General features: G+C 52.2%; 27 protein-coding genes and 3 tRNA genes. 14 read left to right on the top strand and 16 right to left on the bottom strand.

Translation table 11 applies throughout. From position 1 onward, the window contains the following. Window positions 1–13: 13 nt before the first annotated feature. The gene (locus tag GHC22_RS20005; protein WP_153753776.1) at window positions 14–1,459 is read left to right on the top strand and encodes a tagaturonate reductase; all 1,446 of its coding nucleotides are present in this window, start codon (window positions 14–16) and stop codon (window positions 1,457–1,459) included. A gap of 105 nt (window positions 1,460–1,564) precedes the next feature. Here GHC22_RS20005 and opgB read toward each other — a convergent pair whose 3' ends face one another. From opgB to GHC22_RS19975, 6 genes are all read right to left on the bottom strand, one after another. Continuing rightward, window positions 1,565–3,856, bottom strand: a complete 2,292-nt coding sequence (gene opgB, locus GHC22_RS20000; RefSeq protein ID WP_153753775.1) for a phosphatidylglycerol--membrane-oligosaccharide glycerophosphotransferase — start codon at window positions 3,854–3,856, stop codon at window positions 1,565–1,567. Between the two features lie 230 nt (window positions 3,857–4,086). Continuing rightward, window positions 4,087–4,578 carry a DUF2501 domain-containing protein gene (locus tag GHC22_RS19995; RefSeq protein ID WP_100271548.1) on the bottom strand — a complete coding sequence of 164 codons (492 nt, stop codon included), beginning with the start codon at window positions 4,576–4,578 and terminating at the stop codon, window positions 4,087–4,089. 70 nt (window positions 4,579–4,648) lie between these two features. Then, window positions 4,649–5,386, bottom strand: a complete 738-nt coding sequence (dnaC, locus tag GHC22_RS19990; RefSeq protein WP_003019133.1) for a DNA replication protein DnaC — start codon at window positions 5,384–5,386, stop codon at window positions 4,649–4,651. A 2-nt stretch (window positions 5,387–5,388) separates the two neighbouring features. Then, complete coding sequence (dnaT, locus tag GHC22_RS19985) at window positions 5,389–5,928, bottom strand: primosomal protein DnaT (RefSeq protein WP_008786116.1); 540 nt, start codon at window positions 5,926–5,928, stop codon at window positions 5,389–5,391. A 125-nt stretch (window positions 5,929–6,053) separates the two neighbouring features. Next, the gene (locus tag GHC22_RS19980; protein WP_020996241.1) at window positions 6,054–6,527 is read right to left on the bottom strand and encodes a threonine/serine exporter; all 474 of its coding nucleotides are present in this window, start codon (window positions 6,525–6,527) and stop codon (window positions 6,054–6,056) included. Next, the gene (locus GHC22_RS19975; protein WP_032942309.1) at window positions 6,518–7,294 is read right to left on the bottom strand and encodes a threonine/serine exporter ThrE family protein; all 777 of its coding nucleotides are present in this window, start codon (window positions 7,292–7,294) and stop codon (window positions 6,518–6,520) included. Before GHC22_RS19975 ends, GHC22_RS19980 begins: the two co-directional genes overlap by 10 nt. A gap of 458 nt (window positions 7,295–7,752) precedes the next feature. Between GHC22_RS19975 and GHC22_RS19970 the strand changes: the two genes are divergently transcribed. Both GHC22_RS19970 and bglJ read left to right on the top strand, forming a co-directional pair. After that, on the top strand, window positions 7,753–8,478 hold the full coding sequence (locus GHC22_RS19970) for a response regulator transcription factor (protein WP_153753774.1): 726 nt from the start codon (window positions 7,753–7,755) through the stop codon (window positions 8,476–8,478). After that, window positions 8,439–9,116, top strand: a complete 678-nt coding sequence (gene bglJ, locus GHC22_RS19965) for a DNA-binding transcriptional activator BglJ (protein WP_153753773.1) — start codon at window positions 8,439–8,441, stop codon at window positions 9,114–9,116. Before GHC22_RS19970 ends, bglJ begins: the two co-directional genes overlap by 40 nt. A 57-nt stretch (window positions 9,117–9,173) precedes the next feature. On the opposite strand, the gene GHC22_RS19960 is transcribed toward bglJ, so the two are convergent. Further along, window positions 9,174–9,632 (bottom strand): YbaK/EbsC family protein, encoded by a 459-nt coding sequence (locus GHC22_RS19960; RefSeq protein WP_003830001.1) that lies wholly within the window; start codon window positions 9,630–9,632, stop codon window positions 9,174–9,176. Window positions 9,633–9,867: 235 nt separating this feature from the next. Here GHC22_RS19960 and GHC22_RS24595 point away from each other — a divergent pair, with 235 nt between their 5' ends. Further along, the gene (locus GHC22_RS24595) at window positions 9,868–10,011 is read left to right on the top strand and encodes a hypothetical protein (protein ID WP_020996240.1); all 144 of its coding nucleotides are present in this window, start codon (window positions 9,868–9,870) and stop codon (window positions 10,009–10,011) included. Next, window positions 10,001–11,344, top strand: coding sequence for a PTS sugar transporter subunit IIC (locus GHC22_RS19955; protein WP_153753772.1), 1,344 nt, complete (start codon window positions 10,001–10,003; stop codon window positions 11,342–11,344). Before GHC22_RS24595 ends, GHC22_RS19955 begins: the two co-directional genes overlap by 11 nt. Window positions 11,345–11,373: 29 nt before the next feature. On the opposite strand, the gene fhuF is transcribed toward GHC22_RS19955, so the two are convergent. Further along, entirely contained in the window at window positions 11,374–12,162 is a 789-nt protein-coding gene (gene fhuF, locus GHC22_RS19950; protein WP_153753771.1) for a siderophore-iron reductase FhuF, read from the bottom strand. A gap of 108 nt (window positions 12,163–12,270) precedes the next feature. Beyond that, the gene (locus GHC22_RS19945; RefSeq protein WP_003829994.1) at window positions 12,271–13,347 is read right to left on the bottom strand and encodes a diguanylate cyclase; all 1,077 of its coding nucleotides are present in this window, start codon (window positions 13,345–13,347) and stop codon (window positions 12,271–12,273) included. Window positions 13,348–13,602: 255 nt separating this feature from the next. Here GHC22_RS19945 and GHC22_RS19940 point away from each other — a divergent pair, with 255 nt between their 5' ends. Continuing rightward, window positions 13,603–13,839 (top strand): DUF1435 domain-containing protein, encoded by a 237-nt coding sequence (locus GHC22_RS19940; RefSeq protein WP_003019100.1) that lies wholly within the window; start codon window positions 13,603–13,605, stop codon window positions 13,837–13,839. Between the two features lie 39 nt (window positions 13,840–13,878). On the opposite strand, the gene GHC22_RS19935 is transcribed toward GHC22_RS19940, so the two are convergent. The 4 genes from GHC22_RS19935 to rsmC form a co-directional block, all read right to left on the bottom strand. Continuing rightward, window positions 13,879–13,964: transfer RNA gene (locus GHC22_RS19935), tRNA-Leu, on the bottom strand. Window positions 13,965–13,996: 32 nt separating this feature from the next. Next, window positions 13,997–14,082, bottom strand: a tRNA-Leu gene (locus GHC22_RS19930). Between the two features lie 28 nt (window positions 14,083–14,110). Beyond that, a tRNA-Leu gene (locus GHC22_RS19925) sits at window positions 14,111–14,197 on the bottom strand. A 222-nt stretch (window positions 14,198–14,419) separates the two neighbouring features. Beyond that, on the bottom strand, window positions 14,420–15,451 hold the full coding sequence (gene rsmC / locus GHC22_RS19920; RefSeq protein WP_008786123.1) for a 16S rRNA (guanine(1207)-N(2))-methyltransferase RsmC: 1,032 nt from the start codon (window positions 15,449–15,451) through the stop codon (window positions 14,420–14,422). Between the two features lie 103 nt (window positions 15,452–15,554). Between rsmC and holD the strand changes: the two genes are divergently transcribed. The 8 genes from holD (at window position 15,555) to GHC22_RS19880 (ending at window position 21,942) form a co-directional block, all read left to right on the top strand. Next, a complete protein-coding gene (gene holD / locus GHC22_RS19915; RefSeq protein WP_003829988.1) occupies window positions 15,555–15,968 on the top strand; it encodes a DNA polymerase III subunit psi in 414 nt (137 codons plus the stop codon). Next, entirely contained in the window at window positions 15,937–16,383 is a 447-nt protein-coding gene (rimI, locus tag GHC22_RS19910; protein WP_153753770.1) for a ribosomal protein S18-alanine N-acetyltransferase, read from the top strand. Before holD ends, rimI begins: the two co-directional genes overlap by 32 nt. Before the next feature lie 14 nt (window positions 16,384–16,397). After that, window positions 16,398–17,078, top strand: a complete 681-nt coding sequence (yjjG, locus tag GHC22_RS19905; RefSeq protein ID WP_008786125.1) for a pyrimidine 5'-nucleotidase — start codon at window positions 16,398–16,400, stop codon at window positions 17,076–17,078. A gap of 92 nt (window positions 17,079–17,170) precedes the next feature. Beyond that, the gene (gene prfC / locus GHC22_RS19900) at window positions 17,171–18,760 is read left to right on the top strand and encodes a peptide chain release factor 3 (protein WP_003829982.1); all 1,590 of its coding nucleotides are present in this window, start codon (window positions 17,171–17,173) and stop codon (window positions 18,758–18,760) included. Between the two features lie 308 nt (window positions 18,761–19,068). Next, window positions 19,069–19,686, top strand: coding sequence for a molecular chaperone OsmY (osmY, locus tag GHC22_RS19895; protein ID WP_071446017.1), 618 nt, complete (start codon window positions 19,069–19,071; stop codon window positions 19,684–19,686). Between the two features lie 127 nt (window positions 19,687–19,813). Next, the gene (locus tag GHC22_RS19890) at window positions 19,814–19,975 is read left to right on the top strand and encodes a DUF1328 domain-containing protein (RefSeq protein ID WP_003019081.1); all 162 of its coding nucleotides are present in this window, start codon (window positions 19,814–19,816) and stop codon (window positions 19,973–19,975) included. A gap of 120 nt (window positions 19,976–20,095) precedes the next feature. Beyond that, window positions 20,096–21,169 carry a patatin family protein gene (locus GHC22_RS19885; RefSeq protein WP_153753769.1) on the top strand — a complete coding sequence of 358 codons (1,074 nt, stop codon included), beginning with the start codon at window positions 20,096–20,098 and terminating at the stop codon, window positions 21,167–21,169. Further along, complete coding sequence (locus GHC22_RS19880; protein WP_153753768.1) at window positions 21,166–21,942, top strand: metal-dependent hydrolase; 777 nt, start codon at window positions 21,166–21,168, stop codon at window positions 21,940–21,942. The genes GHC22_RS19885 and GHC22_RS19880 overlap by 4 nt, the downstream gene beginning before the upstream one ends. On the opposite strand, the gene GHC22_RS19875 is transcribed toward GHC22_RS19880, so the two are convergent. From GHC22_RS19875 to GHC22_RS19865, 3 genes are all read right to left on the bottom strand, one after another. Next, the gene (locus GHC22_RS19875; protein ID WP_153753767.1) at window positions 21,932–22,339 is read right to left on the bottom strand and encodes a hypothetical protein; all 408 of its coding nucleotides are present in this window, start codon (window positions 22,337–22,339) and stop codon (window positions 21,932–21,934) included. The genes GHC22_RS19880 and GHC22_RS19875 overlap by 11 nt on opposite strands. Before the next feature lie 69 nt (window positions 22,340–22,408). Next, complete coding sequence (locus GHC22_RS19870; protein ID WP_153753766.1) at window positions 22,409–23,272, bottom strand: YjjW family glycine radical enzyme activase; 864 nt, start codon at window positions 23,270–23,272, stop codon at window positions 22,409–22,411. Continuing rightward, window positions 23,244–24,794, bottom strand: coding sequence for a YjjI family glycine radical enzyme (locus tag GHC22_RS19865; RefSeq protein WP_111466148.1), 1,551 nt, complete (start codon window positions 24,792–24,794; stop codon window positions 23,244–23,246). The genes GHC22_RS19870 and GHC22_RS19865 overlap by 29 nt, the downstream gene beginning before the upstream one ends. Window positions 24,795–24,821 lie beyond the last annotated feature (27 nt).

The following is a 24,821-nucleotide window of genomic DNA, read 5'->3' as shown; positions in this document are numbered from 1 at the left end:
GAGGGGAAATGCGATGAACACATTGAATCGACGTGATTTTCCGGGGGCCAGCTACCCAACGCGCGTGATCCAGTTTGGTGAAGGTAACTTCCTGCGGGCGTTTGTTGACTGGCAACTGGATATCCTCAACGAGCAAACCGATCTGAACGCTGGCGTGACCATCGTTCGCCCGATCAATACCGATTTTCCGCCGTCGCTGAATACCCAGGACGGGCTGTATACCACGCTTATTCGCGGGCTAAACGAGCAGGGTGAGGCAGTGAGTGAGGCACGGCTTATCCGTTCGGTGAATAACGAAATCAACCCGTATCAGGATTTCGCGGCGTATCTGGCGCTGGCGCACAATGCGGACATCCGTTTTGTGTTTTCGAATACCACCGAAGCCGGAATTAGCTATCACGCAGCTGACCGTGTGGATGATGAGCCGCCGGTGAGTTTTCCGGCCAAGCTGACACGCCTGCTGCTGGAGCGTTTTAACCACTTTGCGGGCGCGGTGGATAAGGGCTGGGTAATTATCCCCTGCGAGCTTATCGACTATAACGGTGAGGCGCTCAAAACTCTGGTGCTGCGCTATGCGCAGGAGTGGCAGCTTCCTCCGGCATTTGCCGACTGGGTGGAGACGGCAAACACGTTCTGTTCCACGCTGGTCGACCGTATTGTCACCGGCTACCCGCGCGAAGAAGCCGCTACGCTGGAGGCTACGCTTGGCTACCACGATGCGTTTCTCGATACCGCTGAGCATTTTTACCTGTTTGTGATCCAGGGGCCGCAGTGGCTGGCAGAGGAGCTGAAGCTGGTGCAGTGTCCGCTGAACATCCGGGTGGTGAGCGATATCAAACCGTACAAAGAGCGCAAGGTCGCCATTCTCAATGGTGCGCATACGGCTCTGGTGCCGGTCGCGTGGCTGTGCGGGCTGGAGACCGTTGGCGAGGCGATGCAGGATGCTGATGTCCGCCGCTTTGTCGAGCGGGCGATTAGTGAGGAGATTATTCCGGTGTTGGATCTCCCGGCGGACGAATTGCGTGAATTTGCCGATGCGGTGAGCGGGCGTTTTCAGAACCCCTACATTCGCCACCAGTTGCTTTCCATTGCGCTTAACGGGATGACCAAATTCCGCACCCGAATTTTGCCGCAACTGCTGGCGGGTCAGCACAATGGGCGCTGGCCCGTGCGGTTAACGTTTGCCCTCGCTGCGCTGCTGGCGTTTTATCGTGCAGAGCGCGACGGGGAACGCTATCCGATACAGGATGATGAGCAGTGGGTAAGCCTGTATGCCAGCCTGTGGCCGCGAGTAGGCAATGATTTAACGCTGCGTGAACTGGTGGATGCCGTGCTTGGCGATGCGGCGCACTGGGGAGAGGATTTGACGTTGCTACCTGGCCTTGCCGGGCAGGTGACGGCCAATCTGGAGATGATTCTGGTACAGGGTATGCGCCAGACGGTGAACGGTCTGGAATAAGGTTGCCATGCAGCGCCCGGTGTGGTGTTGGGCGCTGTTTTTTTTCAGACAATACATTCGGTTCACGATAGGCCTGATAAGCAAAGCGCTATCAGGCCTTTCATGTTACGAACCCTGAGCCACTACTTTGATTTCAACCATCCCGATCCCCAGCTTACGCGGTGAGTGACCGAGAATATTGCCCTCGTTGGTGGCGACCGGATCGGGTGGAACAATTACCAGCGTATCGGCATCCGCCGGGTTATCAAAATGTAAGGTGGTGGTGCTGACATCATGGCCTAACACCAGCGTCTGCTCCTCGTTGCCAACGCGCACGGGGATCGGACGATTGGCATTGTCACCGAAGGCTTTCGCGGTAATGACCAGATCGAATTTCTTCGGTAGCGGGGCTTTGTACTCAATCGTTACTTCTTCGCTGAGCTGCGCATTGGACCAGCGTCCCCAGGATTCGGGGCGTGAAATGCCGCTAAACTGTTTGACTTCTTCCGGCGCGCCCGCCACGTTGAAAACGAAGCTATCTGCTTTGTAGCGAATGTCGTTATCGACAATTTTCAGCGTATCGACGTTACCTTTATAGCGCTCCATGTCGATCACCGTGTCTTTAAATACGGTTTTACTTTTCCACTTGGCTTTATCGACGTGCTGTACGATTTGCTGTCCGCCCAGCTGCCCCTGTGATACGCACCAATCGGTAGAAAGTGCCAGCTCCGGCGCCCACAGTTGCGCCATTTTGTAGCAGCGATCGACCCAGACGAAGTTATCGCGTGGGGCGAAATCTGCCAGCTGGAAGCGCAGCGGGGCCGAGTATTCGCTTTCCGGCAGCGGCTCGACGCGTTTGTCCGATACGCGCAGCAGCAGCGGCAGGCGGAAATGACTGCCGGAGAAAGAGATCATATTTTTGTCCTGGTCGACGGTGAACTCTTTCATCTCTTTCGGGAAATTCCACAGGCGAATGATATCGGGCTTCCACGCCAGCATTTTTTCTTTGATGTTCAGGAACACTTCCGAGACGGATTCGCTCGACAAGCTGCTGCGGCCAAGGCCGATAAAGTTATCGCCGCCGAGAATATCCAGTACCGTTGCACCGTTATCCATCGTGTTACGCTTTACCGCCAGCGTGTCCTGTTGCGGTTGATCGCCGCGCAGTACGAAGAACAGGTTGTTGCGGTCCTGCTTGTTCAGATACTTCCATGCGGTGTTGTTCATCGCCAGATGATCGGAAGACACCACGATAACGGTATCTTTAAACCACGGCGATGCTTTGATTTTATTGATAAATTCGGCAATGTTTTCTTGGCTGCAGCTGACCGCGCTGAACGATTGGTTGGCCTTCCCGTCGATGTCATAACGTTTACGGTTGCAGCTACGGGAGATAAATCCATCCGGATGATGGGTATCCACGGTCAGGGTAAACAGTGAAAAACGCTGGCCCGTGCGCGAAAGCTCTTCGAATTTTTTCCACGCTTCGTCCAGCACGGTATCGTCGTAGAAGCCCCAGTCGTTACGATAGTTCGGATCCGCCACCACGCTTTTTAACTCTTCCGCACCATACAGATGGTCAAAGCCGTGAGATTTCAGGAACACGTCTTTGCCAGCAAAGCGCAGGTTGGCACCCTGCACAAAGTAGTTCTGATAGCCGGAGTTTTTCAGGATATCGCCCAGACAAATATTGTTAGGGAAGAAACTTGAAACCGACGCAGAGGCGTTGCCTTCAAACGGCGCAAACAGCGGAATACCGCACTGGGAGGCGACCATGCCCGCGATGGTGTAATCCGTACCCGGCAGCTGCATGGTGTTGCTGAAATCCAGACCTTCGTTTTTCAACGCGCCGAGTTCCGGGGTCAGATCCGGGAACGCGTCGTTATTAAAATAGGTGCGTTCGAGGCTCTCACCGTAGATATACACCAGGTTCAGCTTCGGATTGGGAATGGTTTTCGATGGCTCTTTATAATACGTCGGGAAATCCGGGTCGCCATCGCGTGACTGCGACTTCACCAGTTCGGTTATCTGGTGAAATGCCGGGCTAGCGTCAACGGAGGCCAGCGCCAGCAGCAGGGCCAGCAGACTGTAACCCACATGATGTGGATGATGGCGACGGCGGCGTAGGATCCAGCCGAGAGCGACAAAAACGGTCGTCAGCGCTAGCGCGATCCCAACGCCCGGCAGAATATATTTGCCGATGCCTGCGCCGGTCAGGCTGTTGGTCAGCGTATAGAGAACCGCGTCATTGATCCCGTCGCCGGTGAAATAGTCACTGGCGTACAGCGTGATATTCAAGACAATAAAAATCCCCAGCACCGTTAACGTGGCGGCAAACCACCAGGTGTTGCGACCCGCTTTCCAGGCATAAATCAGCACTGAAGCGAGAAACAGAGTGATGGAGACTAATTCTGACAACGGTCGATCCTCAGTAAACCGGGCAATTGCCTGGCAGGCTAATCATTTGGTGAGAGAACAATGTAATAGCGTTGTTACATTGCTGCAATTGTAGTGACATTAAATTACGTTGTTATTCAGAATTGGTTTAGATATGCGCGTTTTTGTGGGGAAATACTGTTTATTTGGAATGTGAATGTATTGTCGAAAATAAATAGATGCCGCGCAGGTTATACGCGGCATGTCGTGCGTCAGGAAATGAAGTTCATGCCCTGTTTTAACACCAGATCGCAGGCCTTGGTTTTTACCTGCTGTGCCAGTGAGCTGTTACCGATCGTGCTCAGGTTCAGCTGTTGACCATCTTTGGCGTTGAGCAGCCCCTGAATCCCGTCCATATAGTTGGTATCTTGTTTCTGCTCTGGCGCGCTGAGTCCCAGTTTATCCAGCACCTGGTTTTTGACGTTTTGCGCGTCGGTGACCGAGGCCAGTTTCTGTTTAGCGCAATATTCCAGGATCCCGGCGGCGTTATTCATGCTGCTGGAGGTCAACGACTGATTGCTGCCATTCAGCAGGCTGGTCAGGGAAGAGAGCGACGAGCTGCTTTGCGAGCCGGAGCTTTGTTTGCTCAGCTCACTGGCCGCGCTGGAGAGCGAATCCTGCCAGGAGGCGGCGAAAACGCTGGTGGAGATGAGCGTGCTGGCGGCAAGCGCACAGCACAGCAGACGTTTGGTAGTTTTCATCATTATATGCAACTCGTGTTATGCCTTTTCAGCGCAGTATAGCGCTGGCAGTCTTAGGAGTGGTCCTAATACGTTAATACTCTTTCCCGGTTACCCGACTACGGTAGCTTTCCCAGTTAAAAATGACCCACAGACTGTTGCCAAGGCGCATACGATCCATCACGCGCTCACCCAGCAGCTTGTTCATTTCATCCATATTGCTGTTAGTTAACATACCGGTCGGACGTTTTGAGGACGAACGGCGATCGACAATCTGATTAATGATCACTTTTTCATAGCGGGATTCGGTCTGCATGCCGATCTCGTCGATCACCAGCAGATCCACATTGCTCAGATCGTTGAGCAGCTGTTCTTCGCTGGTTTCACGATTACTGAACGTTTCTTTCATCGCTGACATGATATCGGCCACGGTAATGATCAATACCGACTTGCCGCGCAGCAGCAGTTCGTTGCAGATGGCGGCGGCTAAATGGTTTTTGCCGGTGCCGGGTTTACCGGAGAAGATAAAGCTGGCGATGTTGCCGTCAAACTCTTCAACATACTGGCGGGCTTTGCTCAGGGCGTTCATCTGACCTTCGCACTCTACCCGATAGTTTTCGAACGAACAGTTCTGATGCAGCGGACGGATACCGGAGCGGTTGAATGTGCGCTGCATTTTCATAGCCCGGTTTTCGCGGGCCAGCGCTGCGGCACGAATTTCACCTTGCTCTTTTTGCCATGCCAGCAGCTCTTCGCCCGTTTTAAAGGCGGGCTCGACATTAGGTGGCATCATTTTTTGCAGACGTTTCATCAGGTCGCCAACGTTTTTCATCGTTATCCTCTAAAACCCGGTGGAATGTGGCTGTCAGGTTCACTGACGCTGTTCACATCGCGCTTTGGCATTCCGCCATTGCTGGCCCGTCCAATCTGAATGCTGCGCGCCAGTTTTTGCTGCCACTGAATATGGTGAAAGACTTTTCCTTCAGCCTGCCAGTAGGCAACAAATGAGGCCAGCTCTTCAGCAGTAACCGGCTCTCTCAACGCTACGCCCCATAAAGCAGCCTGACGCTGAAAGTCGGCATCAGGCTGCCAGGCAGCGTACATAGCAAATTTCCCCATTGGCACGGCAACGGGAGCGGCTTGCGGCTCTTCATAAAATTGATCATCTAATGTCACATCGCTTCCCGGGCGTGACAGTTTTTCCTCAAGCGCCAACAGCTCAGCCAGTCTCGCAGGCGTCACCGCGTAAAACGCTGGCGCATTGTTAGCGAATACGGCTACGGCGCCACCCGCAGACTTGGCCAGCACGGCGTGGTGATCGTGTAGTAAGGCGTCAATGCTAGTGACGTCTGGCGTCAAAATTTTGCAGGGCATAATGTTTCTCAATACTGAACAACAACCGAGAAGGGGACTGCTTTTATAGTAACACAGAGAAGAAGGAGAGCAGCAGATGAGGGGGGAGATTCCCCTCTCTGCATGGTATTAAAGAAAGTGCACCGTCAAACGCGTGGGCGTTTGCGATACAGCCATAACCCTGGTACGGATAGTCCGATGGAGAGCGCGCCGACGATCGATGAGGCTTTCAGGAAATTGGTCAGCAGGGTGATCATCAGCGCTTCGCTGTAGCCAAAATGACCGATTTTTACCGCCGAGATCATGGCGGTGTAAGCGGAGATCCCAGGGAACATCGGGATCACTGCCGCAACGGTAAAGACTTTCGGATGTGCCAGATACCAACGCGACCACTGGATCCCAATGCAGCCGACCAGCAGCGATGCCATAAAGGTCGACCATTCGATATTAAACCCTGCGCTCATCATTACCATTCGCGAACCGTGGCCGAGCGCGCCGAGTAACGCACACCAGGGGAGCGCCCGATGAGGGACATTAAATACCATGGCAAAGCCTACCGCCGGGATCGCCGACAGGATCATGTCCTGCATTAACGCCAATATGAAATCGATCACGCCCATCCGCGCAGCCCCCATAAGGTCATCGACATGACCACGCCAATGCAGGTCGCCAGTGTAAGCAAACTGGCAATTGCCCAGCGGGCGAGCCCGGTATTAATGTGTCCCTTAAACATATCCGCGACGGAGTTGATCAGCGGAAAGCCCGGAACCAGTAGCAGCACGCTGGCGGCCATGGCGATGGTTGGGGTGTGGCTAAACGTCGGTAGCGTCAGCAGCAGACCAGAAATCGTTGTCGCCACAAACGCGGTGATGCAAAAGTTAATTTGTGGGTGCAAATGCCGGGATGCCAGAATCTGACGGATATACATTGCCACCATGCTGGCGAAAAAGGTGATCACCGCACCATCCCATCCGCCGTTATTGAGTTTACAAAAGCAGGCGCAGGACAAACCGACCATGAAGGCGACCAGCCATCTTGGATAGCGTAGCGGCTTAATCTGGCTAAAGCGTTTCTCTACCCCTTTAATATCCAGCAGTTTATGTTCCGCCAAAATGACAATGTGCTGCACTTCCGTCACGACGTGCATATTAATGCCGCGATCCTGATTTTTTCGCGTTGATGTCAGGCATTGCCCGTCTTTAATGGTGGTCAGGACGATAGCGTTAGAGGAGATGGCGCTTTCTACGCTATCCATGCCAAGTGCCAGCCCGAGTCGGGTGGATAACTCGTCAACCAGAGCGCTTTCTGCCCCATGCTGAAGTAAAAAAAGTCCGCATTGAATACATAACCGTGTAACCGTTCGCTGTGACGACTGCTCTGTTTGCATGGCTCGCTCTGACTGAAAAGGATCTCTTTGAGTGACGAATGTCTTCTTTTTATCATGAAGCATGAGCCCGCTGGCTCTGGCTAAGATCAATCTTTGTGTCGAAAAAAGACACAGGTGATACGGTTGTGGCATCTTAACGCTCCCGTTCGCTAAGGCACGAGAGGGAGACATGATTGAAATGTAGCGCTATTTTCCCGGATGGCAAATACGTAAGCCATGCTAACGATCTATTGTAGTTATTATAATTGTACAGATAATGTATTTATACGTAATTGTGCAATAATAGCTTAGAATTTGGCGCTATTTGGATGGTGCCGTCAATACTTTTTGAAATAAATACCAAGGATAACAATTCACCCCGCTTATTGTTCGGAGTATTTTCCTGTGAGTTAAGATTATTAATCCACCCGGGAGAATTTAATTAAGTACGATTGCGGACTGGTGAGTGTGGAGGGGATATGTTGCCAGGACGCTGCAAAAACGCAATTATTATTAGTAAATCACCGATTATACAAGCTGGGCTTAAAGGTATAATGCAGGGAAAGTTCTCCGATTACGAACTTACCTACTGTCGTTCTGTTGAAGAACTGACGTTATTACAGCTACGGTGTGCTGATTTGGTAATTGCTGATTTAACCGGAGACTGCAATCATCCACGTGCAGTTTGCGAACAATATTATTCTTTATTATCTCAATACCGTGATATTCACTGGGTATTTCTTGTATCTCGTATCTTTTATCCTCTGGCGGTTGAACTACTGATGTGTCCTGTCAGCTCGCTGCTCTCTGACGCCGAGCCGATTGAAAGTTTAGTGAATGTTATTCACGCGGGAAATACACGAGCAGAGAGAATAAGTAAGGCGCTGCTCTCTCCGCCTGCTATGCCGCAATTGTTAGACCATAGCGCACGATCTATCGTTCTCACTCTCTCTGAAAGAAAAGTATTGCGCCTCCTTGGGAAAGGATGGGGGATTAACCAGATTGCGGCGTTGCTGAAAAAAAGCAATAAAACAATCAGTGCCCAAAAGAATAGCGCTATGCGTCGCTTGTCGATAAATAGCAATGCAGAAATGTATGCCTGGATAAATAGTTCTCAAGGATCGCGAGAACTTAATTTACCTTCAGTTTATGGAGAAACCACGGAATGGAAAGCAGAATCATCAAAAGAAACGTTGCACTGGTAGAAAAGTGCACGATGAGCAGCGTGGGTATTAAGAGTTTATTTAATACCATGCCGGATGACCAATATAAACTTCATCTCTTTTCAAACCAGCCCGCTTTTAGCCAGGCAATGTTAAATATGTCGTTTTCGGCAGTTATTTTTTCCCTCTCTGCAATCAGAACCGATCGAAGAGCAGGGTTGACCTATTTAACGGAGCTGGCGATAAATTATCCGCGGATTCGCCGTGTGGTGATTGCCGATGATGACGCTGAAGCGCGTTTAATTGGTTCCCTATCCCCCTTGCCGTTAGATGGCGTTGTGAGTAAAGCTTCTTCGTTAACGGTGTTGCAGGACGCGTTATTTACGGCGTTAAGCAGCCTTGGTCGGGGAACCGAAGGCACGAAAAACCATTGGTATATTAATCAAAGCCGTATGCTCAGCCCGACAGAACGAGAAATACTGCGCTTTATGTCGAATGGTTATTCGATGCCACAGATTGCTGTTCAGCTTGAACGGAACATCAAAACCATTCGGGCACACAAATTCAATGTGATGTCCAAACTGGGGGTCAGCTCGGATGCCGGGTTACTGGATGCCGCCGACATCCTGCTGTATCTGCGTGCTGGCGAGCCAGCGCCTTTTATGCAGGCGGTTTCGTGACGGGCAACGTTGACGTGTTTCTTGCCGGGCTTGGCCGCCGGTTTAGCGCGTGAAACATTACTGACACACGTCAACCCAGGTGGCAGAAGTCAGTTCAGCCATCCTTTCAGGCGTGATGCGAACCGCGCTGTGGATGGCACCTGCGGCAGGCAGCACTTCAGCGTAGTGCTTCAGAGAAACATCACAGTACACTGATATCGGTGTTTCTAATCCGAAGGGGCAAACGCCGCCAACTGGGTGCCCCGTCGCGTTCACGACCTCATCACTACTTAACATTCGGGCTTTGGCTCCGAACGTACTCTTTAGCTTTTTATTATCCAGTCGGGCATCGCCTTTTGCCACGACCAGGATGATATCGTTCTTCACCTTTAGTGAAAGTGTTTTAGCTATTTGGCCAGGTTCAACGTTATGGGCTTTTGCTGCCAGATCAACGGTTGCTGTGCTCTGGTTTAATTCGATGATCTCGATATCTGGTGCATGTTGCGCCAGGAATTGGCGTACTGATTGCAAACTCATTCTTCTCTCCCTATCGCTTACAGATAGCCCTGCACAGCAGAAAACTGCAGGATGTAATTTGTCATAGGGGCAACCACACTGTAAATATTTTATTGTAACAACATAGCAACATTAGCAGTTTTTCGATCGTCTTCACAATCAAAGAAACCGGTTACAGTAACCGGTTGCAGAATGCTGAAATGACGATTAATACTGAAGTTGTCACTTCCTCTGTATCACATAATAAGAGCCATCTATGAAACTTAACTCGAAAAGCGGTAGCGCTGGTGTTCCTCCCGGCACGGTTGCGAAAAGTGGTAATGGGCTTTACGTGGTGGCGGTGTTGATGCCAGCACGGTTGCAGGGTTTTGCACAACGGGAGAACGGCTATGTCTACTAACCATGCTGTGTTTAACGTGATTTTCCACTTTGTTGAAAATTACGTCAGCCCTGTTGCCGGGCGCATCTCTTCGCAACGACATGTAATGGCCATTCGCGACGGTTTTATTTCGGCGATGCCTTTTATGATTGTAGGCTCTTTTCTGCTGGTTTTTGCCTACCCGCCTTTTTCTCCGGATACCACCTGGGGATTTGCCCGCGCTTGGCTGGATCTGGCAAAACAGTTTGAAGGCCAAATCCTCACTCCGTTTGATATGACGATGGGGATTATGTCGGTCTACATATGTGCGGCTATTGCTTATAACCTGGGCAAGCACTATGTGAAGTCGCATCAGTTAGATCCGTTTATGTGTGCGATGCTATCAATCATGGCTTTTTTGCTGATTGCCGCGCCAAAAACCAAAGGCACAATGCCGGTTGATAGCCTGGGAGGAACGGGGATTTTCACCGCCATCCTGGTGGCCATTTACTGTGTTGAAATGATGCGCTTCCTGAAAGCGCACAACATCGGCATCCGTTTACCCGATCAGGTGCCGCCGATGATCAAAAACTCTTTCGATCTGCTGATCCCGGTGCTGGTGGTAGTACTGACGCTGTACCCGCTGAGTCTGGTGATACAGTCGCAGTTTGACATGCTGATCCCGCAGGCCATTATGGCCATCTTTAAACCACTGGTGTCGGCTGCAGATTCTCTGCCGGCGATACTTCTGGCGGTATTGATTGGCCATCTATTGTGGTTTGCGGGTATTCACGGCGCGGCAATTGTGTCGGGGATGCTGCAAATGTTCTGGCTAACTAATCTTGGGATGAACCAGTCGGCGCTGGCGCAGGGCGCGCCGTTACCGCATATCTTTATGGAAGCGTTCTGGACGTTCTTTATTGTGGTCGGAGGGTCAGGCGCAACGATGGGGTTGGTGATTTGCTATCTGCGTAGTCGTTCGGCTCATCTACGCTCGATTGGGCGTCTGAGCGTAGTCCCCAGCATTTTTAATATTAACGAACCGGTGATTTTTGGTACGCCGATTGTCATGAACCCGGTGTTTTTTATCCCTTTCCTGCTGGCCCCAATGGTGAATGCGGTACTGGCCTGGGCGGCGATGAAACTGGATTTAATTGGGCGGGTCATTTCAGTGGTTCCCTGGACCGCACCGGCACCGGTTGGCGCGGCATGGGCATTAGGCTGGGATTATCGTGCAGCTATTCTGGTGGTGCTGTTGGCGCTGGTGTCGGCTGTTATCTACTTCCCGTTCTTTAAAGTCTACGAAAAGCAGCTATTGGCGCAGGAAAAAGAAGAGGCGCAGCGTATGGAAGAGGAAAACCAGCAGGTTGCATAAATATCTGGCGAGGGGCTACGGCTCCTCGCTTACTTCAGCGTGCAGTCTCCGCATTGCTGAACGTCAGGCAGGCGATAGCGTTGGCAGCAGGTTCTGCGTACTAACAGCCCCTCACGCGGAACAACGGTTCGCCATAGAGGGTTATCCTGACCGCAGGAGAGTTGTTTCTCAAAAAAGCAGGTCTGGCGCAGCGTGGCCAGCAGTTCCTCACCTAGCAACGGCTTCATTTCCGTTAAATACCAGTGAATTAAATATCCGGTGTTGCTCCAGATAAGCTTCGCGTTGATCTCGCCAGTTGCTTCCAACGCCTGCACAACCGGCGTCAGCGCTGAGAGAATCAGCGTTTCCATGCGTTGTTGAGGAGACAGGGCTGTAGCCTGGTGATCCTGATGGACGTCGATCCAGAAGCAGGCCGCACGGCCTGTTTCGTGAAACTCTACGCGCATATGTTCAGGAGATACGTCGATAGCCTCTTTTTGCGTCAGTAGGGCCACCATTAACGGAGGCATCATCAGGCCGATATACCATTGCGCCCAAAGAGAAATCAGGGGCTTATTTTCGCGGGGTAGCGTGGGCTGGTTGCGATAGATATGGTCTGAATAAACGGCCAGCAGCGAGCTAAGCGTCGCCGGTTGCGTCCATTCATGCAGCGTCATTGCACCTGGCACAGGCGTTTCGTCAAGACGAATGAAGTCCAGCAGGTGCTCGCGAGTTTTGGCTATCGTTGCGCGTACGGCAGCAGCCAGCGAGGGCATCTCTGAGGGGAGATGGCTACGCCAGATGACATCTTCAACGATCGGTGCGGAACGATAAGCCATGTCGATATAAGGATGTTAATCTTAATGATAATGATTGCTAATCCTATAATTGACATTAAGCGATGGCAAGATCTTTGTTGCCATCCCGAGCGGCAGCGCACAGAAAGCTCAGGTAGAAGGGCAGTTTACCCGCAGCTCATCGCTGACCAGGGTATTGTTACGCCCAAGATTCTTGGCCTCGTAAAGGGCTTTATCCGCTTTGGCGATAGCAGCATCAATATCCTGTTCTACCAGAGGTGCAATGCCGATACTGACGGTTACGTTGGTTGCCACGCTCTCATTAAACATGTGAGGGATTTTAAGGTCGTACACTTTCTGGCGGATACGTTCGGCGGCAGCCTGGGCTTGCTGTGGATCGACCGCGGTCAGCAAAATCATAAACTCTTCACCGCCAAAACGCGCCACCACATCCCGGGAGCGTACGGAGTCTCGGATGGCGGCAGAAACACGGATCAACGCCTGGTCGCCCATCATATGTCCGTAATGATCGTTATAGGATTTGAAATGGTCGATATCCAGCAGCAGAACGAAGTGCCTCGAATTACTCAGAGCCAACAGCGTATCGAGCCGGTGTTGCAGCCCCCGGCGATTATACAAACCGGTTAGCGGGTCGAGCATGCTGAGCCCGTTCAGGGTTTCCCTTTCCTCCAGCAGTTTGTACATCAGTTGCTGAGCGAATCCATCGTAGCGCTTTTGTATCACATGCTGGATGGCGATACCGGCCATAGGCAGCGCCATAAAATAGAAAATCCGCAAACCATGTTCGCTGCCGTTAAGCCATAAACAAACGGCGACGGAGGGGAGTGAGTGGAGCGTAAACGCGATGATATTATTGGCAAAAGCGATAGAGCCAATAAACAGTACGCTGAGCAGCGCTATTAACAGGAAATAATAATCATTCTGACCTAGAGCGTTATATTTCAAGAATATATGTAACGCCCATAACAAGCCAAAAACGATTGAAATAAAAGGGAGATTAATTCTTTTATCCGCGTATTTCCCATGCCATACCAGCAGCAGTGTACTCATCACCAGCATCAGCAACGCCGGTACTGATAAGGCTTTGACCGCAAACAGTGGGAAAAAAAGCGTAAACAGCGCGGAGACTGCGTTGAGCAGTAGAAACAGTCGTAAAGAGAGTTGGTATTTTTTTGTGCGCAGAGTTCGCCAGGATTGTACTGTCATAGGTAAATATTGTTAGTTATCTGCAATGTACGAAGGTGTGTTGGTAAATAAAACAAATAACGAACGGGGTATCATTCGCAGAGGTTTTTATTGTTTTTAGTTGAAGAGCAAACCGCTGAGCAATTTATCACCTTGGATTATTCATGTCATCAATCGTTAAGTAAAACTCATATAATTGATAGTGCTTCACGGCTGACAAATGAGAAATTTTATCATATGATATTGGTTATCATTATCAATGTCATAGGTGAAATCATGTTGCAACGTACGCTGGGCAGTGGATGGGGTGTTCTGCTGCCGGGAATGCTGATTGCCGGGATGGCATATAGCGACCTGTCGGTCTACGTATGGAAGGTGATGATTGTATTAGGATTACTGCTGACTTCGCTCATGCTGTACCACAAACGTTTACGGCACTTTGTTTTGTTACCTTCATGCGCGGCACTGATTGGCGGCATTGTTTTGGTAATGATGAACTGGAATCAGGGATGAACAAAACAGAGAAGGAAATCGAGAGGGAAATAAGATAATTGGTGCGAGGGGGGGGACTCGAACCCCCACATCCTAAGGACACTAACACCTGAAGCTAGCGCGTCTACCAATTCCGCCACCTTCGCACAGTCATCTTATTTTTTTGATATCGCCTCGTTGGTGCGAGGGGGGGGACTCGAACCCCCACATCCTAAGGACACTAACACCTGAAGCTAGCGCGTCTACCAATTCCGCCACCTTCGCCCAGTGCGAGCAATATCAACGTGGATTATGGTGCGAGGGGGGGGACTTGAACCCCCACGTCCGAAAGGACACTAACACCTGAAGCTAGCGCGTCTACCAATTCCGCCACCTTCGCATACCATCGACACTCAAAAAGTATCGTTACCACGGGGGCGAATTCTAGAGATTTTATGCAGGGCGTCAACAGTTAATTTTCGAACTTAACGTGATTGCCGAAAAAAAAGGCGTTTCTTCGGTTTTTGGCGTTTTATGCAGGCCGGATAAGCGATAGCGCCATCCGGCGTTGCTCGGTGTCACGCCGAATGGCGGCGTAAACGCCTTATCTGACCTACAGCCGTTAGGCTTTTTTCGCCTGGCGCGTCATCACTGTGCGATAGACCTTGAAACGTCCGGTCTGCGCGATAACTTCATGGAAGCCAAACACTTCATCCAGTACCTTCGGATAAGGCAGGAAGGCGTTCGCCACAATACGCAGTTCACCACCGCTGTTGAGATGACGCACTGCGCCACGAATCAGCGTTTGTGCAGCATCAAGGCTGGTCTGCATACCGTCGTGGAACGGCGGGTTGGAGATGATCATATCAAAACGACCCGTCACGTCAGAAAAGACGTTACTGGCGATGACGTCACCTTCAATGCCGTTGGCTGCAAGCGTTGCGCGGCTGGCTTCAACGGCGGCGGCGCTAACATCGCACAGGGTTAAGCGCACTTTCGGCGAGTGACTGGCTAAGGCGACGGAGAGAACGCCTGCGCCACAGCCGACATCCAGCACTTTGCCTTTGGTGTGCGGCGTCAGCGTGGAGAGCAGCAGTTGGCTGCCAACATCCAGACCGTCACGGCTGAAGACGCCCGGCAGCGTTTTGATGGTCAGATTTTCTGTCTGGTATTCATCCCAGTATTTTTCTGCATCAAAGACCGGCTGTTTTTCCAGACGACCGTGGTACAGGCCACAGCGACGTGCGCTGTCGACTTTGTTTAACGGTGCGTATTCGGCCAGCATCTGCTCTGCGCTACGTACACCGCTGCGATTCTCACCGACAACAAAAATATCGGTGCCCACCGGTAACAGCGACAGAATGTTCATCAACTGGAACTGGGCTTCCGGCTTATTCTTCGGCCAGTAGTAGATCAGCGTATCGCTATCGGCAACGTCATCGGCCTGCGCGACGAGGCTGAAGCGGACGTTGTCGCCCATCTGGCGGTTAAGCACCTGCCAGTGGTGAAGTTGCTGGGTGTGCGCACGGCTTGCGGCGCTTTCAAAATGGGCAGGCAGGTCATCCTGCAAATCACCGGCAAACAGAATACGGCTTTGTTCGAAATCATCACTGTGGCGCAGCAAGACTTCACTTGCCGGGGTAAAAGCAGACATGGAATGCTCCTTAAATTGTACAGCGGGGGATTATAGTTGTTTGATGGCACGGATTCGACAAATTTGCTATATTTGCGCCCCTGATAGACAGGAGTGTTTCGCTATGACATCCCGACGAGACTGGCAGTTACAGCAACTGGGCATTACGCAGTGGTCGTTGCGTCGTCCTGGCGCACTGCAGGGCGAGATCGCGATTTCCATTCCTGCGCATGTCCGTTTGGTGATGGTTGCTGCACAGTTACCCGCGCTAACCGAACCGTTGATCAGCGATATTTTACGCGCATTAACCGTTAGCCCGGATCAGGTTTTACAACTGACGCCTGACCGTGTCGCCATGCTGCCGCAAGGCAGTCGCTGTAATAGCTGGCGGCTGGGAACCGAAGAGCCGCTGCTGCTGGAGGGCGCTCAGGTCGAGAGTCCTGCGTTTAATGAATTACGGGAAAACCCAGCGGCACGCGCCGCGTTATGGCAACAAATCTGCGCATATGAACACGATTTCTTCCCTCGAGCCGACTGATTTACCCGCAGCATTTCAGATTGAAAAACGCGCCCACGCTTTTCCGTGGAGTGAAAAAACATTTGCCAGCAACCAGGGCGATCGCTACCTCAATTTTCAGTTGAGGGTTGACGACGTGATGGCCGCCTTTGCAATTACGCAGGTCGTACTGGATGAAGCGACGTTGTTCAATATCGCCGTCGATCCTGACTTTCAGCACCGGGGCCTGGGGCGTGAGCTGCTGGAGCACCTGATCGATGAGCTGGAAAAGCGTGGCATTTTGACCCTGTGGCTTGAAGTGCGCGCCTCGAATGCGGCCGCTATCGCGCTGTACGAAAGCTTAGGCTTTAACGAGGCGACGATCCGTCGCAACTACTATCCAACGGCCGATGGTCACGAAGACGCCATCATCATGGCGTTGCCAATCAGCATGTAAGACAAGGTGTAATGATGAAGAAGTGGGACTGGATTTTCTTTGATGCCGACGAAACGCTGTTTACGTTTGACTCGTTTACCGGCTTACAGCGGATGTTTCTCGACTATAGCATTACCTTTACCGCTGAAGATTTTCAGGACTACCAGGCCGTGAATAAACCGCTGTGGGTGGATTACCAAAACGGCGCGATTACCTCATTACAACTGCAGCATGCCCGTTTTCAGAGCTGGGCCGAACGCCTGAAGGTTGAACCGGGCCAGCTTAATGACGCATTCATCAATGCGATGGCGGAGATCTGCTCACCGTTGCCGGGGGCAGTTTCTCTGCTCAATGCGATTCGCGATAAAACGAAAATCGGCATCATTACTAACGGCTTTACCGCGTTGCAGCAAATCCGCCTTGAACGGACGGGGCTGCGCGACTATTTCGACCTGCTGGTGATTTCTGAGCAGGTTGGGGTGGCAAAACCCGACCCCCGTATTTTTGACCATGCGCTGGAGCAGGCGGGTAATCCTGACCGTTCTCGCGTGCTGATGGTGGGTGACACCGCAGAGTCCGATATTCTTGGCGGCATTAACGCCGGGCTATCCACCTGCTGGCTAAATACGCACCACCGCGAGCAGCCAGCGGGCATTCAGCCGACCTGGACCGTAGCGTCATTAAGCGAACTGGAGCAGCTCCTGTGTAAACACTGATTGCCTCCCCCCCGTTGATGGGTAAAATAGCCGCAATTTTTCGTATTCAACTTGCCCGGCCCGTTGCCGTGCTTACCTAAGAAGATTTGACTATGACGTTGTCTCCTTATTTGCAAGAGGTGGCCAAACGCCGCACTTTTGCCATTATTTCTCACCCGGATGCCGGTAAAACGACAATTACTGAAAAGGTACTGTTATTCGGACAGGCCATTCAGACCGCCGGTACGGTAAAAGGCCGTGGCTCCAGCCAGCATGCAAAATCTGACTGGATGGAAATGGAAAAGCAGCGTGGTATCTCCATTACCACCTCTGTGATGCAGTTTCCGTATCATGACTGCCTGGTGAACCTGCTGGACACCCCGGGGCACGAAGACTTCTCCGAAGATACCTATCGTACTCTGACGGCGGTGGACTGCTGCCTGATGGTTATCGATGCCGCAAAAGGCGTCGAGGATCGTACCCGTAAGCTGATGGAAGTTACCCGTCTGCGCGATACGCCGATCCTGACCTTTATGAACAAACTCGACCGTGACATCCGCGATCCGATGGAGCTGCTGGATGAAGTCGAGAACGAACTGAAAATCGGCTGTGCGCCAATCACCTGGCCGATTGGCTGCGGTAAGTTGTTCAAAGGTGTCTATCACCTTTATAAAGATGAAACTTACCTGTATCAGACCGGTAAAGGCCATACCATTCAGGAAGTGCGTGTTGTTAAAGGTCTGAACAACCCGGAACTTGATGCTGCCGTGGGTGAAGACCTGGCACAGCAGCTGCGCGACGAGCTGGAGCTGGTGCAGGGCGCGTCCAACGAGTTCGACCATGAGCTGTTCCTCGCGGGCGAAATCACCCCAGTCTTCTTCGGTACCGCGCTGGGTAACTTCGGCGTTGACCATATGCTGGACGGCCTAGTGGAGTGGGCGCCTGCGCCGATGCCGCGTAAAACCGACACCCGCGTCGTCGAAGCCTCAGAAGAGAAGTTCACCGGTTTCGTGTTTAAAATTCAGGCCAACATGGACCCGAAACACCGTGACCGCGTGGCGTTCATGCGTGTGGTATCCGGCAAGTATGAGAAAGGCATGAAAATGCGCCAGGTGCGCATTGGTAAAGACGTGGTGATCTCCGACGCACTCACCTTTATGGCCGGTGACCGTTCTCATGTGGAAGAAGCGTATCCGGGCGATATTCTCGGTCTGCATAACCACGGCACTATCCAGATCGGCGATACCTTTACCCAGGGCGAAATGATGAAGTTCACCGGTATTCCGAACTTCGCACCGGAGCTGTTCCGTCGTATTCGCCTGAAGGATCCATTGAAGCAGAAACAGCTGCTGAAAGGGCTGGTTCAGCTGTCAGAAGAGGGCGCAGTGCAGGTATTCCGTCCGATCGCCAATAACGATTTGATCGTGGGCGCTGTCGGTGTGCTGCAGTTTGACGTGGTGGTTTCACGTCTGAAGAGCGAGTACAACGTTGAAGCGATTTATGAATCTGTCAACGTGGCGACTGCGCGCTGGGTAGAATGTTCTGACGTGAAGAAATTCGAAGAATTTAAGCGTAAGAACGAAATTCAGCTGGCGCTGGATGGCGGCGATAACCTCACCTATATCGCACCAACCATGGTTAACCTGAATCTCACCCAGGAACGTTACCCGGACGTTCAGTTCCGTAAAACACGCGAACACTAATCGACCTTCCAGGGCACGGTATCCGCCGTGTCCTGCAACTTTTCCTGTCTTTTAAATCCCTTGCGGAATGTTCTTAAAACCTCGCGTTTTTCTTTTGTTTGCCTGTTTTTTAATCAATTCTGACTGCGATCACGAAATCGTGAACTATATTTAACAATGTGATGACATAAATATCGGCGTTAAATGCTTTTTAGGCTGCCTGTTGCAGCGTCTATTGCTGATATTTATTCCACTTACAAGATTAGTTGCTGGTTCAGGCCGTGTAACGGCAGAGCATAGCTTTTAGCAAAACATACAGGAATACATCGATGACAATGACAGGACTTAAGATTTCTAAAACGCTGCTGGCCGTGATGCTGACCTCCGCTGTTGCAACGGGTTCTGCTTATGCAGAAAACGCCACGATGGATAAAGCGCAATCCGGCGTCGAAAGTGCGGGGCAGAAAGTCGATAGCTCTATGAACAAAGTCGGTAATTTCATGGATGACAGCACCATCACCGCGAAAGTAAAAGCCGCGCTGGTGGACCACGAAAGTATTAAGAGCACCGATATTTCCGTCAAAACAGATCAAAAGGTGGTGACACTAAGCGGGTTTGTTGAAAGCCAGGCACAGGCCGAAGAAGCGGTGAAAGTGGCGAAAGGCGTTGAGGGTGTGACCTCCGTTAGCGACAAACTGCACGTGCGCGATAGCAAAGACACCTCTGTAAAAGGTTATGCGGGCGATACGGCAATCACCAGTGAGGTAAAAGCCAAGCTGCTGGCCGATGATATCGTCCCTTCCCGCAAGGTGAAAGTTGAGACCACCGATGGCGTTGTGCAACTTTCAGGCACCGTCGATTCACAGGCTCAAAGCGATCGTGCTGAGAGCATCGCCAAAGCGATTGATGGCGTGAAAAGCGTCAAAAACGATCTCAAAACTCAGTAATTAGACTTAATTCGTCCTCCTGACGTTTGTCGGGAGGCGTGTTGTGCACCACACTGAAAATATCGCCGATGGGCAGCCTGAGCGCTCATATCAAGCGGTGAAATTAACTATGGTAAAGGAGAAGCATATGTTTCGATGGGGCATCATATTTCTGGTTATCGCGTTAATTGCCGCTGCACTGGGTTTTGGTGGACTGGCGGGTACCGCAGCCGGCGCTGCGAAAATTGTGTTTGTGGTGGGGATCATTCTGTTTTTGGTCAGCCTGTTTACCGGGCGTAAACGACCCTAGCCCATAGCCGTAAAGAAAAATTGCTACTAAGCCAGTCCATTGGACTGGCTTTTACGGTTTTAGCGTCAGGCAATTTGCGTTACTTTGTTGCTCTATTACAAAAACAACAGGAAGGCAGAGGTGGGGCAGAGAATACCCGTCACGCTCGGTAATATTGCGCCGTTATCGTTACGTCCGTTTCAACCAGGCAATATGGCGCTGGTGTGCGAGGGTGGGGGACAAAGAGGTATCTTTACCGCTGGCGTACTGGATGAATTCATGCGCGCGCAGTTTAATCCTTTTGAGCTCTTCTACGGGACGTCCGCTGGCGCGCAAAACCTTTCAGCCTATCTCTGTAACCAGCCCGGTTACGGCCGCAAAGTTATTATGCGATACACTACCCGACGCGAATTTTTTGACCCGGTGCGCTTTGTGCGCGGGGGAAACTTAATCGATCTCGACTGGCTGGTGGATTCGACTGCGTCCCAGATGCCGCTGGCAATGGATAACGCCGAGCGCCTGTTTGCCGCAGGGAAAGCGTTTTATATGTGCGCCTGTCGGGGCGATGATTACACGCCCGGCTATTTTCCGCCGAACCGGCAAAACTGGCTCGACCTCATTCGAGCCTCCAGCGCGATTCCCGGGTTCTACCGCACAGGGGTTGTATTGGACGGCGTGAACTATCTGGATGGAGGAGTTAGTGATGCCATACCTGTGCAGGAGGCAGCGAAGCAGGGGGCAAAAACGTTGGTAGTGATTCGCACTGTGCCTTCGCAAATGTACTACACCCCGCAGTGGTTCAAACGTATGGAGCGCTGGTTGGGTGAAAGTAGCCTGCAACCGTTTCTGAATCTGGTGCAGCATCATGAGACCAGCTATCGTGCTATCCAGAGTTTTATTGAGAAGCCGCCGGGCAAGCTGCGTATTTTTGAGATCTATCCGCCAAAACCACTCCATAGCATGGCGTTGGGCAGCCGTATTCCGGCACTGAGGGAAGATTACAAAACCGGACGCCTGTGCGGTCGTTACTTTCTGGCGACAGTCGGCAAACTGCTGGCGAAAAATGCGCCGCTGCCTCGTCAGACGCCGAAGATTGTGGTGCCGGGGCCGGTGGTAGTTCCTCCCGCGCCGGTGGCCAACGATGCCCATGTGCCAGTGGTGACCGATGCGCCTCAGGCGAACGACACGACGTTTGATAATGAGGATTTGGCGTGAGTTATCGTTTTATCGATACACATTGTCACTTTGATTTCCCGCCGTTTACCGGCGATGAATCTGCCAGCATTCAGCGCGCGGTGGAGGTTGGTGTACAGAGCATTATCGTTCCGGCCACCCAGGCGGCGAATTTTCCCCGCGTACTGGCGTTAGCGGAAAATTATCCTCCATTGTTTGCCGCGCTTGGTCTGCATCCCATTGTTATTGAACAACATAGCGATGACTGCCTGGACCAGTTGCAACAGGAACTGGATAAGCGCCCACAAAAGCTGGTGGCGGTAGGCGAGATTGGATTGGATCTGTATCGGGACGATCCGCAATTCGATAAGCAAGAGCGGGTGCTGGAAGCGCAGCTAAAGCTGGCGAAGCGGTATGAAATGCCGGTGATCCTGCATTCGCGGCGCACCCATGACAAGCTGGCGATGCACCTGAAACGTCATGCTTTGCCGCGAACTGGCGTGGTGCATGGTTTTTCCGGGAGCGTGCAGCAGGCAGAGCGCTTTGTGCAACTGGGATACAAAATTGGCGTGGGAGGCACCATTACCTATCCGCGCGCCAGTAAAACCCGCGAGGTAATAGCGCAACTGCCGCTGGAATCGCTGTTGCTGGAAACCGACGCGCCGGATATGCCGCTCAACGGCTTTCAGGGGCAGCCTAACCGCCCGGAGCAGGTAGTCAGAGTCTTCGACGTCTTATGCGAACTGCACCCGGAACCTGCGGACGTGATCGCTGACGTGCTGTATCGTAATACCACGGCGCTGTTTAACATGTGATTGGATGGCGTAGCCAGCCGACAAAAGTGTCCGCTTCGTAGGCCTGATAAGCGAAGCGCATCAGGCATAACTTCGCCGGATCGCGGCTGCGCCTTATCCGGCCTACAAAAGTATGCGCTCCGTAGGCCTGATAAGCGAAGCGCATCAGGCATAACTTCGCCGGATCGCGGCTGCGCCTTATCCGGCCTACAAAAGTGTGCGCTTCGTAGGCCTGATAAGCGAAGCGCATCAGGCATATCTTTGCCGGATGGCGGCTGCGCCTTATCCGGCCTACAAAAGTATGCGCTCCGTAGGCCTGATAAGCGAAGCGCATCAGGCATAACTTCGCCGGATGGCGGCTGCGCCTTATCCGGCCTACAAAAGCGTGTGCTTCGTAGGCCTGATAAGCAAAGCGCATCAGGCATAACTTCGCCGGATCGCGGCTGTGTTTTTTCCGGCCTGCAAATGATGTAGCCGCATCCGGCAATCACAGGTACAGCGCCGGGAAGATCAAATTATCCACTCTGCGCTCGCGCAATCTTTGCGCCAGGTGTTCCACATCCTTCGGCGTGGCGCTCGGCCAGTCCTTCGCTTCGCCATACACCCCGTGCGCATGAAAGGCATTCAGCCGTACCGGTACGTCACCGGTGCGTTTGATAAACGCCGCCAGCGCATCGATATGCTGTAGATAATCTTCCTGACCAGGAATTACCAGTAGGCGGAGTTCCGCCAGTTTTCTCTGCCCGGACAAAAAGGTAATGCTTTGTTTAATCAGCGTGTTATCGCGGCCGGTAAGCTGCCGATGACACGTGCTGTCCCAAGCTTTTAAATCCAGCATTACGCCGTCGCACACCGGCAGCAGCTTCTGCCAGCCGGTTTCGCTCAGCATGCCGTTGCTGTCGGCCATGCAGGTCAGGTGTTGCAACTGCGGATCGGTTTTAATCGCGGTAAATAGCGCCACAATAAACGGCAGCTGGGTAGTCGCTTCACCGCCACTAACGGTTATCCCTTCGATAAACAGCACTGCCTTGCGAATATGTTGCAGCACTTCATCAACGCTCATACTCTGCGCCATCGGCGTGGCCTGCTGGGGGCACATATGCAGGCAGGTGTCACACTGCTGACACACATCGGACTGCCACCACACTTTCCCTGCGCTCAGGCTCAGCGCCTCATGCGGGCAATGCAGCACACACTCCCCGCAGTCGTTGCAGCGTCCCATCGTCCACGGATTGTGGCAATTTTTACAGCGCAGATTACATCCTTGCAGAAACAGAGCCAGGCGACTGCCCGGCCCGTCGACGCAGGAGAAAGGAATCAGCCTACTGACTAAAGCGCATCTGCTGTTCATGGCTAATCACGCGAGGTTGTCGTTCCAGAATGCGCGTATTGCGCGCGGCTTCTTCGCCAAGCCAGGTGGTGTTGGTTCGTGACCCTTCGGCGCGATACTTTTCCAGATCCGACAGGCGCACCATATACCCGGTGACACGGACCAGATCGTTGCCGCTCACGTTGGCGGTAAACTCGCGCATTCCGGCTTTAAACGCCCCGAGGCACAACTGCACCAGCGCCTGAGGATTACGCTTGATGGTTTCATCCAGCGTGAGAATGTCGCTGATCCCGGCGTGATAAAACGCGTGATGTGGCGCGACGGTTTGCAGATGGGTGATCGGGTCCGGCTCATCGCCGTAAGGCAGGCGTGCACCTGGCGTGGTGCCGATGTCAGAACTGATCCCCGACTGTGCATGCAGCATCGCGCGCTGCTTCCAGCCATATTTCACCGGGGTATTTTCGACAAACTCCGCCAGGTAGGCGCTAATACGATAGCCGAGCTGATTGGCGAACTCATCTTTCCCATAGCGCGCATTCTGTCCCGCCTTATCGCACAGCAGGTTCACCGCCTCCGCCAGACCATACATCCCGAACATAGGCACAAAACGTTCGGGATCAATCAACCCTTCCTGCACGAGGAAGCTATTCTCAAAGAAATGTGATTTCTCATAGAGAAATTCACATCGTGAATCAATGATGGCGATTTGCTGCTGGCAGTAGTGCGGTAGGGTGCGCGTAAAGAAGTCATCGACAGAGGTGCTGCGCTCTGCGATGGCTTTCAGATTAAGCCTGACCAGTGTGCTTCCACCCCCGGCGAGCGGCAAAGAGTTGTAACAACTGACGACGCCATACTGACCTTTTGTGAAAATTTTATCATTTTCAGGGCCGTTGGAAATATGCGGCTTACTGCACTCGCAGATATTTTGCGCCACGTTGAGCAGCAGATCGTCAGGTGTGATTTGCGGGTCATAAATGAATGTCAGATTAGGCGAAACCTGCTTTAACTCTGCATCTGCGCGTAAAATTGCACGGGTGACTGGTGTATCGGCCGGGCCGATATTGGCATGCATAAACGCGTCTGGCAGGGTTCTGTCGAGATAACGCCAGAAACGTTTTATTCGAATATCGATCTCGTCTTGTGTTAGAATTCTAACATACGGTTGCAGCAGGGCATCGAGCTGACCGAGATAAACCGGCATCGACGTCACTGACGGAACATGGTGGTAAAGAATAGTGAGTAAGGATAACGCGTCATCAAGATCCCTGGCGCCTTCCAGCTCCAGCCACGATGAGCCATTGGCCAGAAAACGCGCGTAATCGGGTAAAACATAGCGCGGTTTGAACGGGGCATGACCTTCGTACATATCGCAGATTACCCCATCATCCAGCGCCTGACGTGCCTGTGCAGGCAGTTGCGGGTAAGGCAGCGCGTTTTCAGCTTCCAGCGCCAGAAAGTGGCGTTTCTGCTCAGGGCTGAGCACTGGGCTGGTCACGATTTGTTGGCAACGCTGTTGCAGCGCGAGTTCGCTTGAAGTGGGCATCGTTGATTCCTTTTTATCCCGAAGGTG

The organism is Citrobacter sp. H12-3-2 (genome assembly GCF_009649895.1).
In the GTDB taxonomy this organism is placed as follows: domain Bacteria; phylum Pseudomonadota; class Gammaproteobacteria; order Enterobacterales; family Enterobacteriaceae; genus Citrobacter; species Citrobacter portucalensis.
Note: the sequence above shows the minus strand (reverse complement) of the source record. Positions and strands in the feature narration are given on the sequence as shown.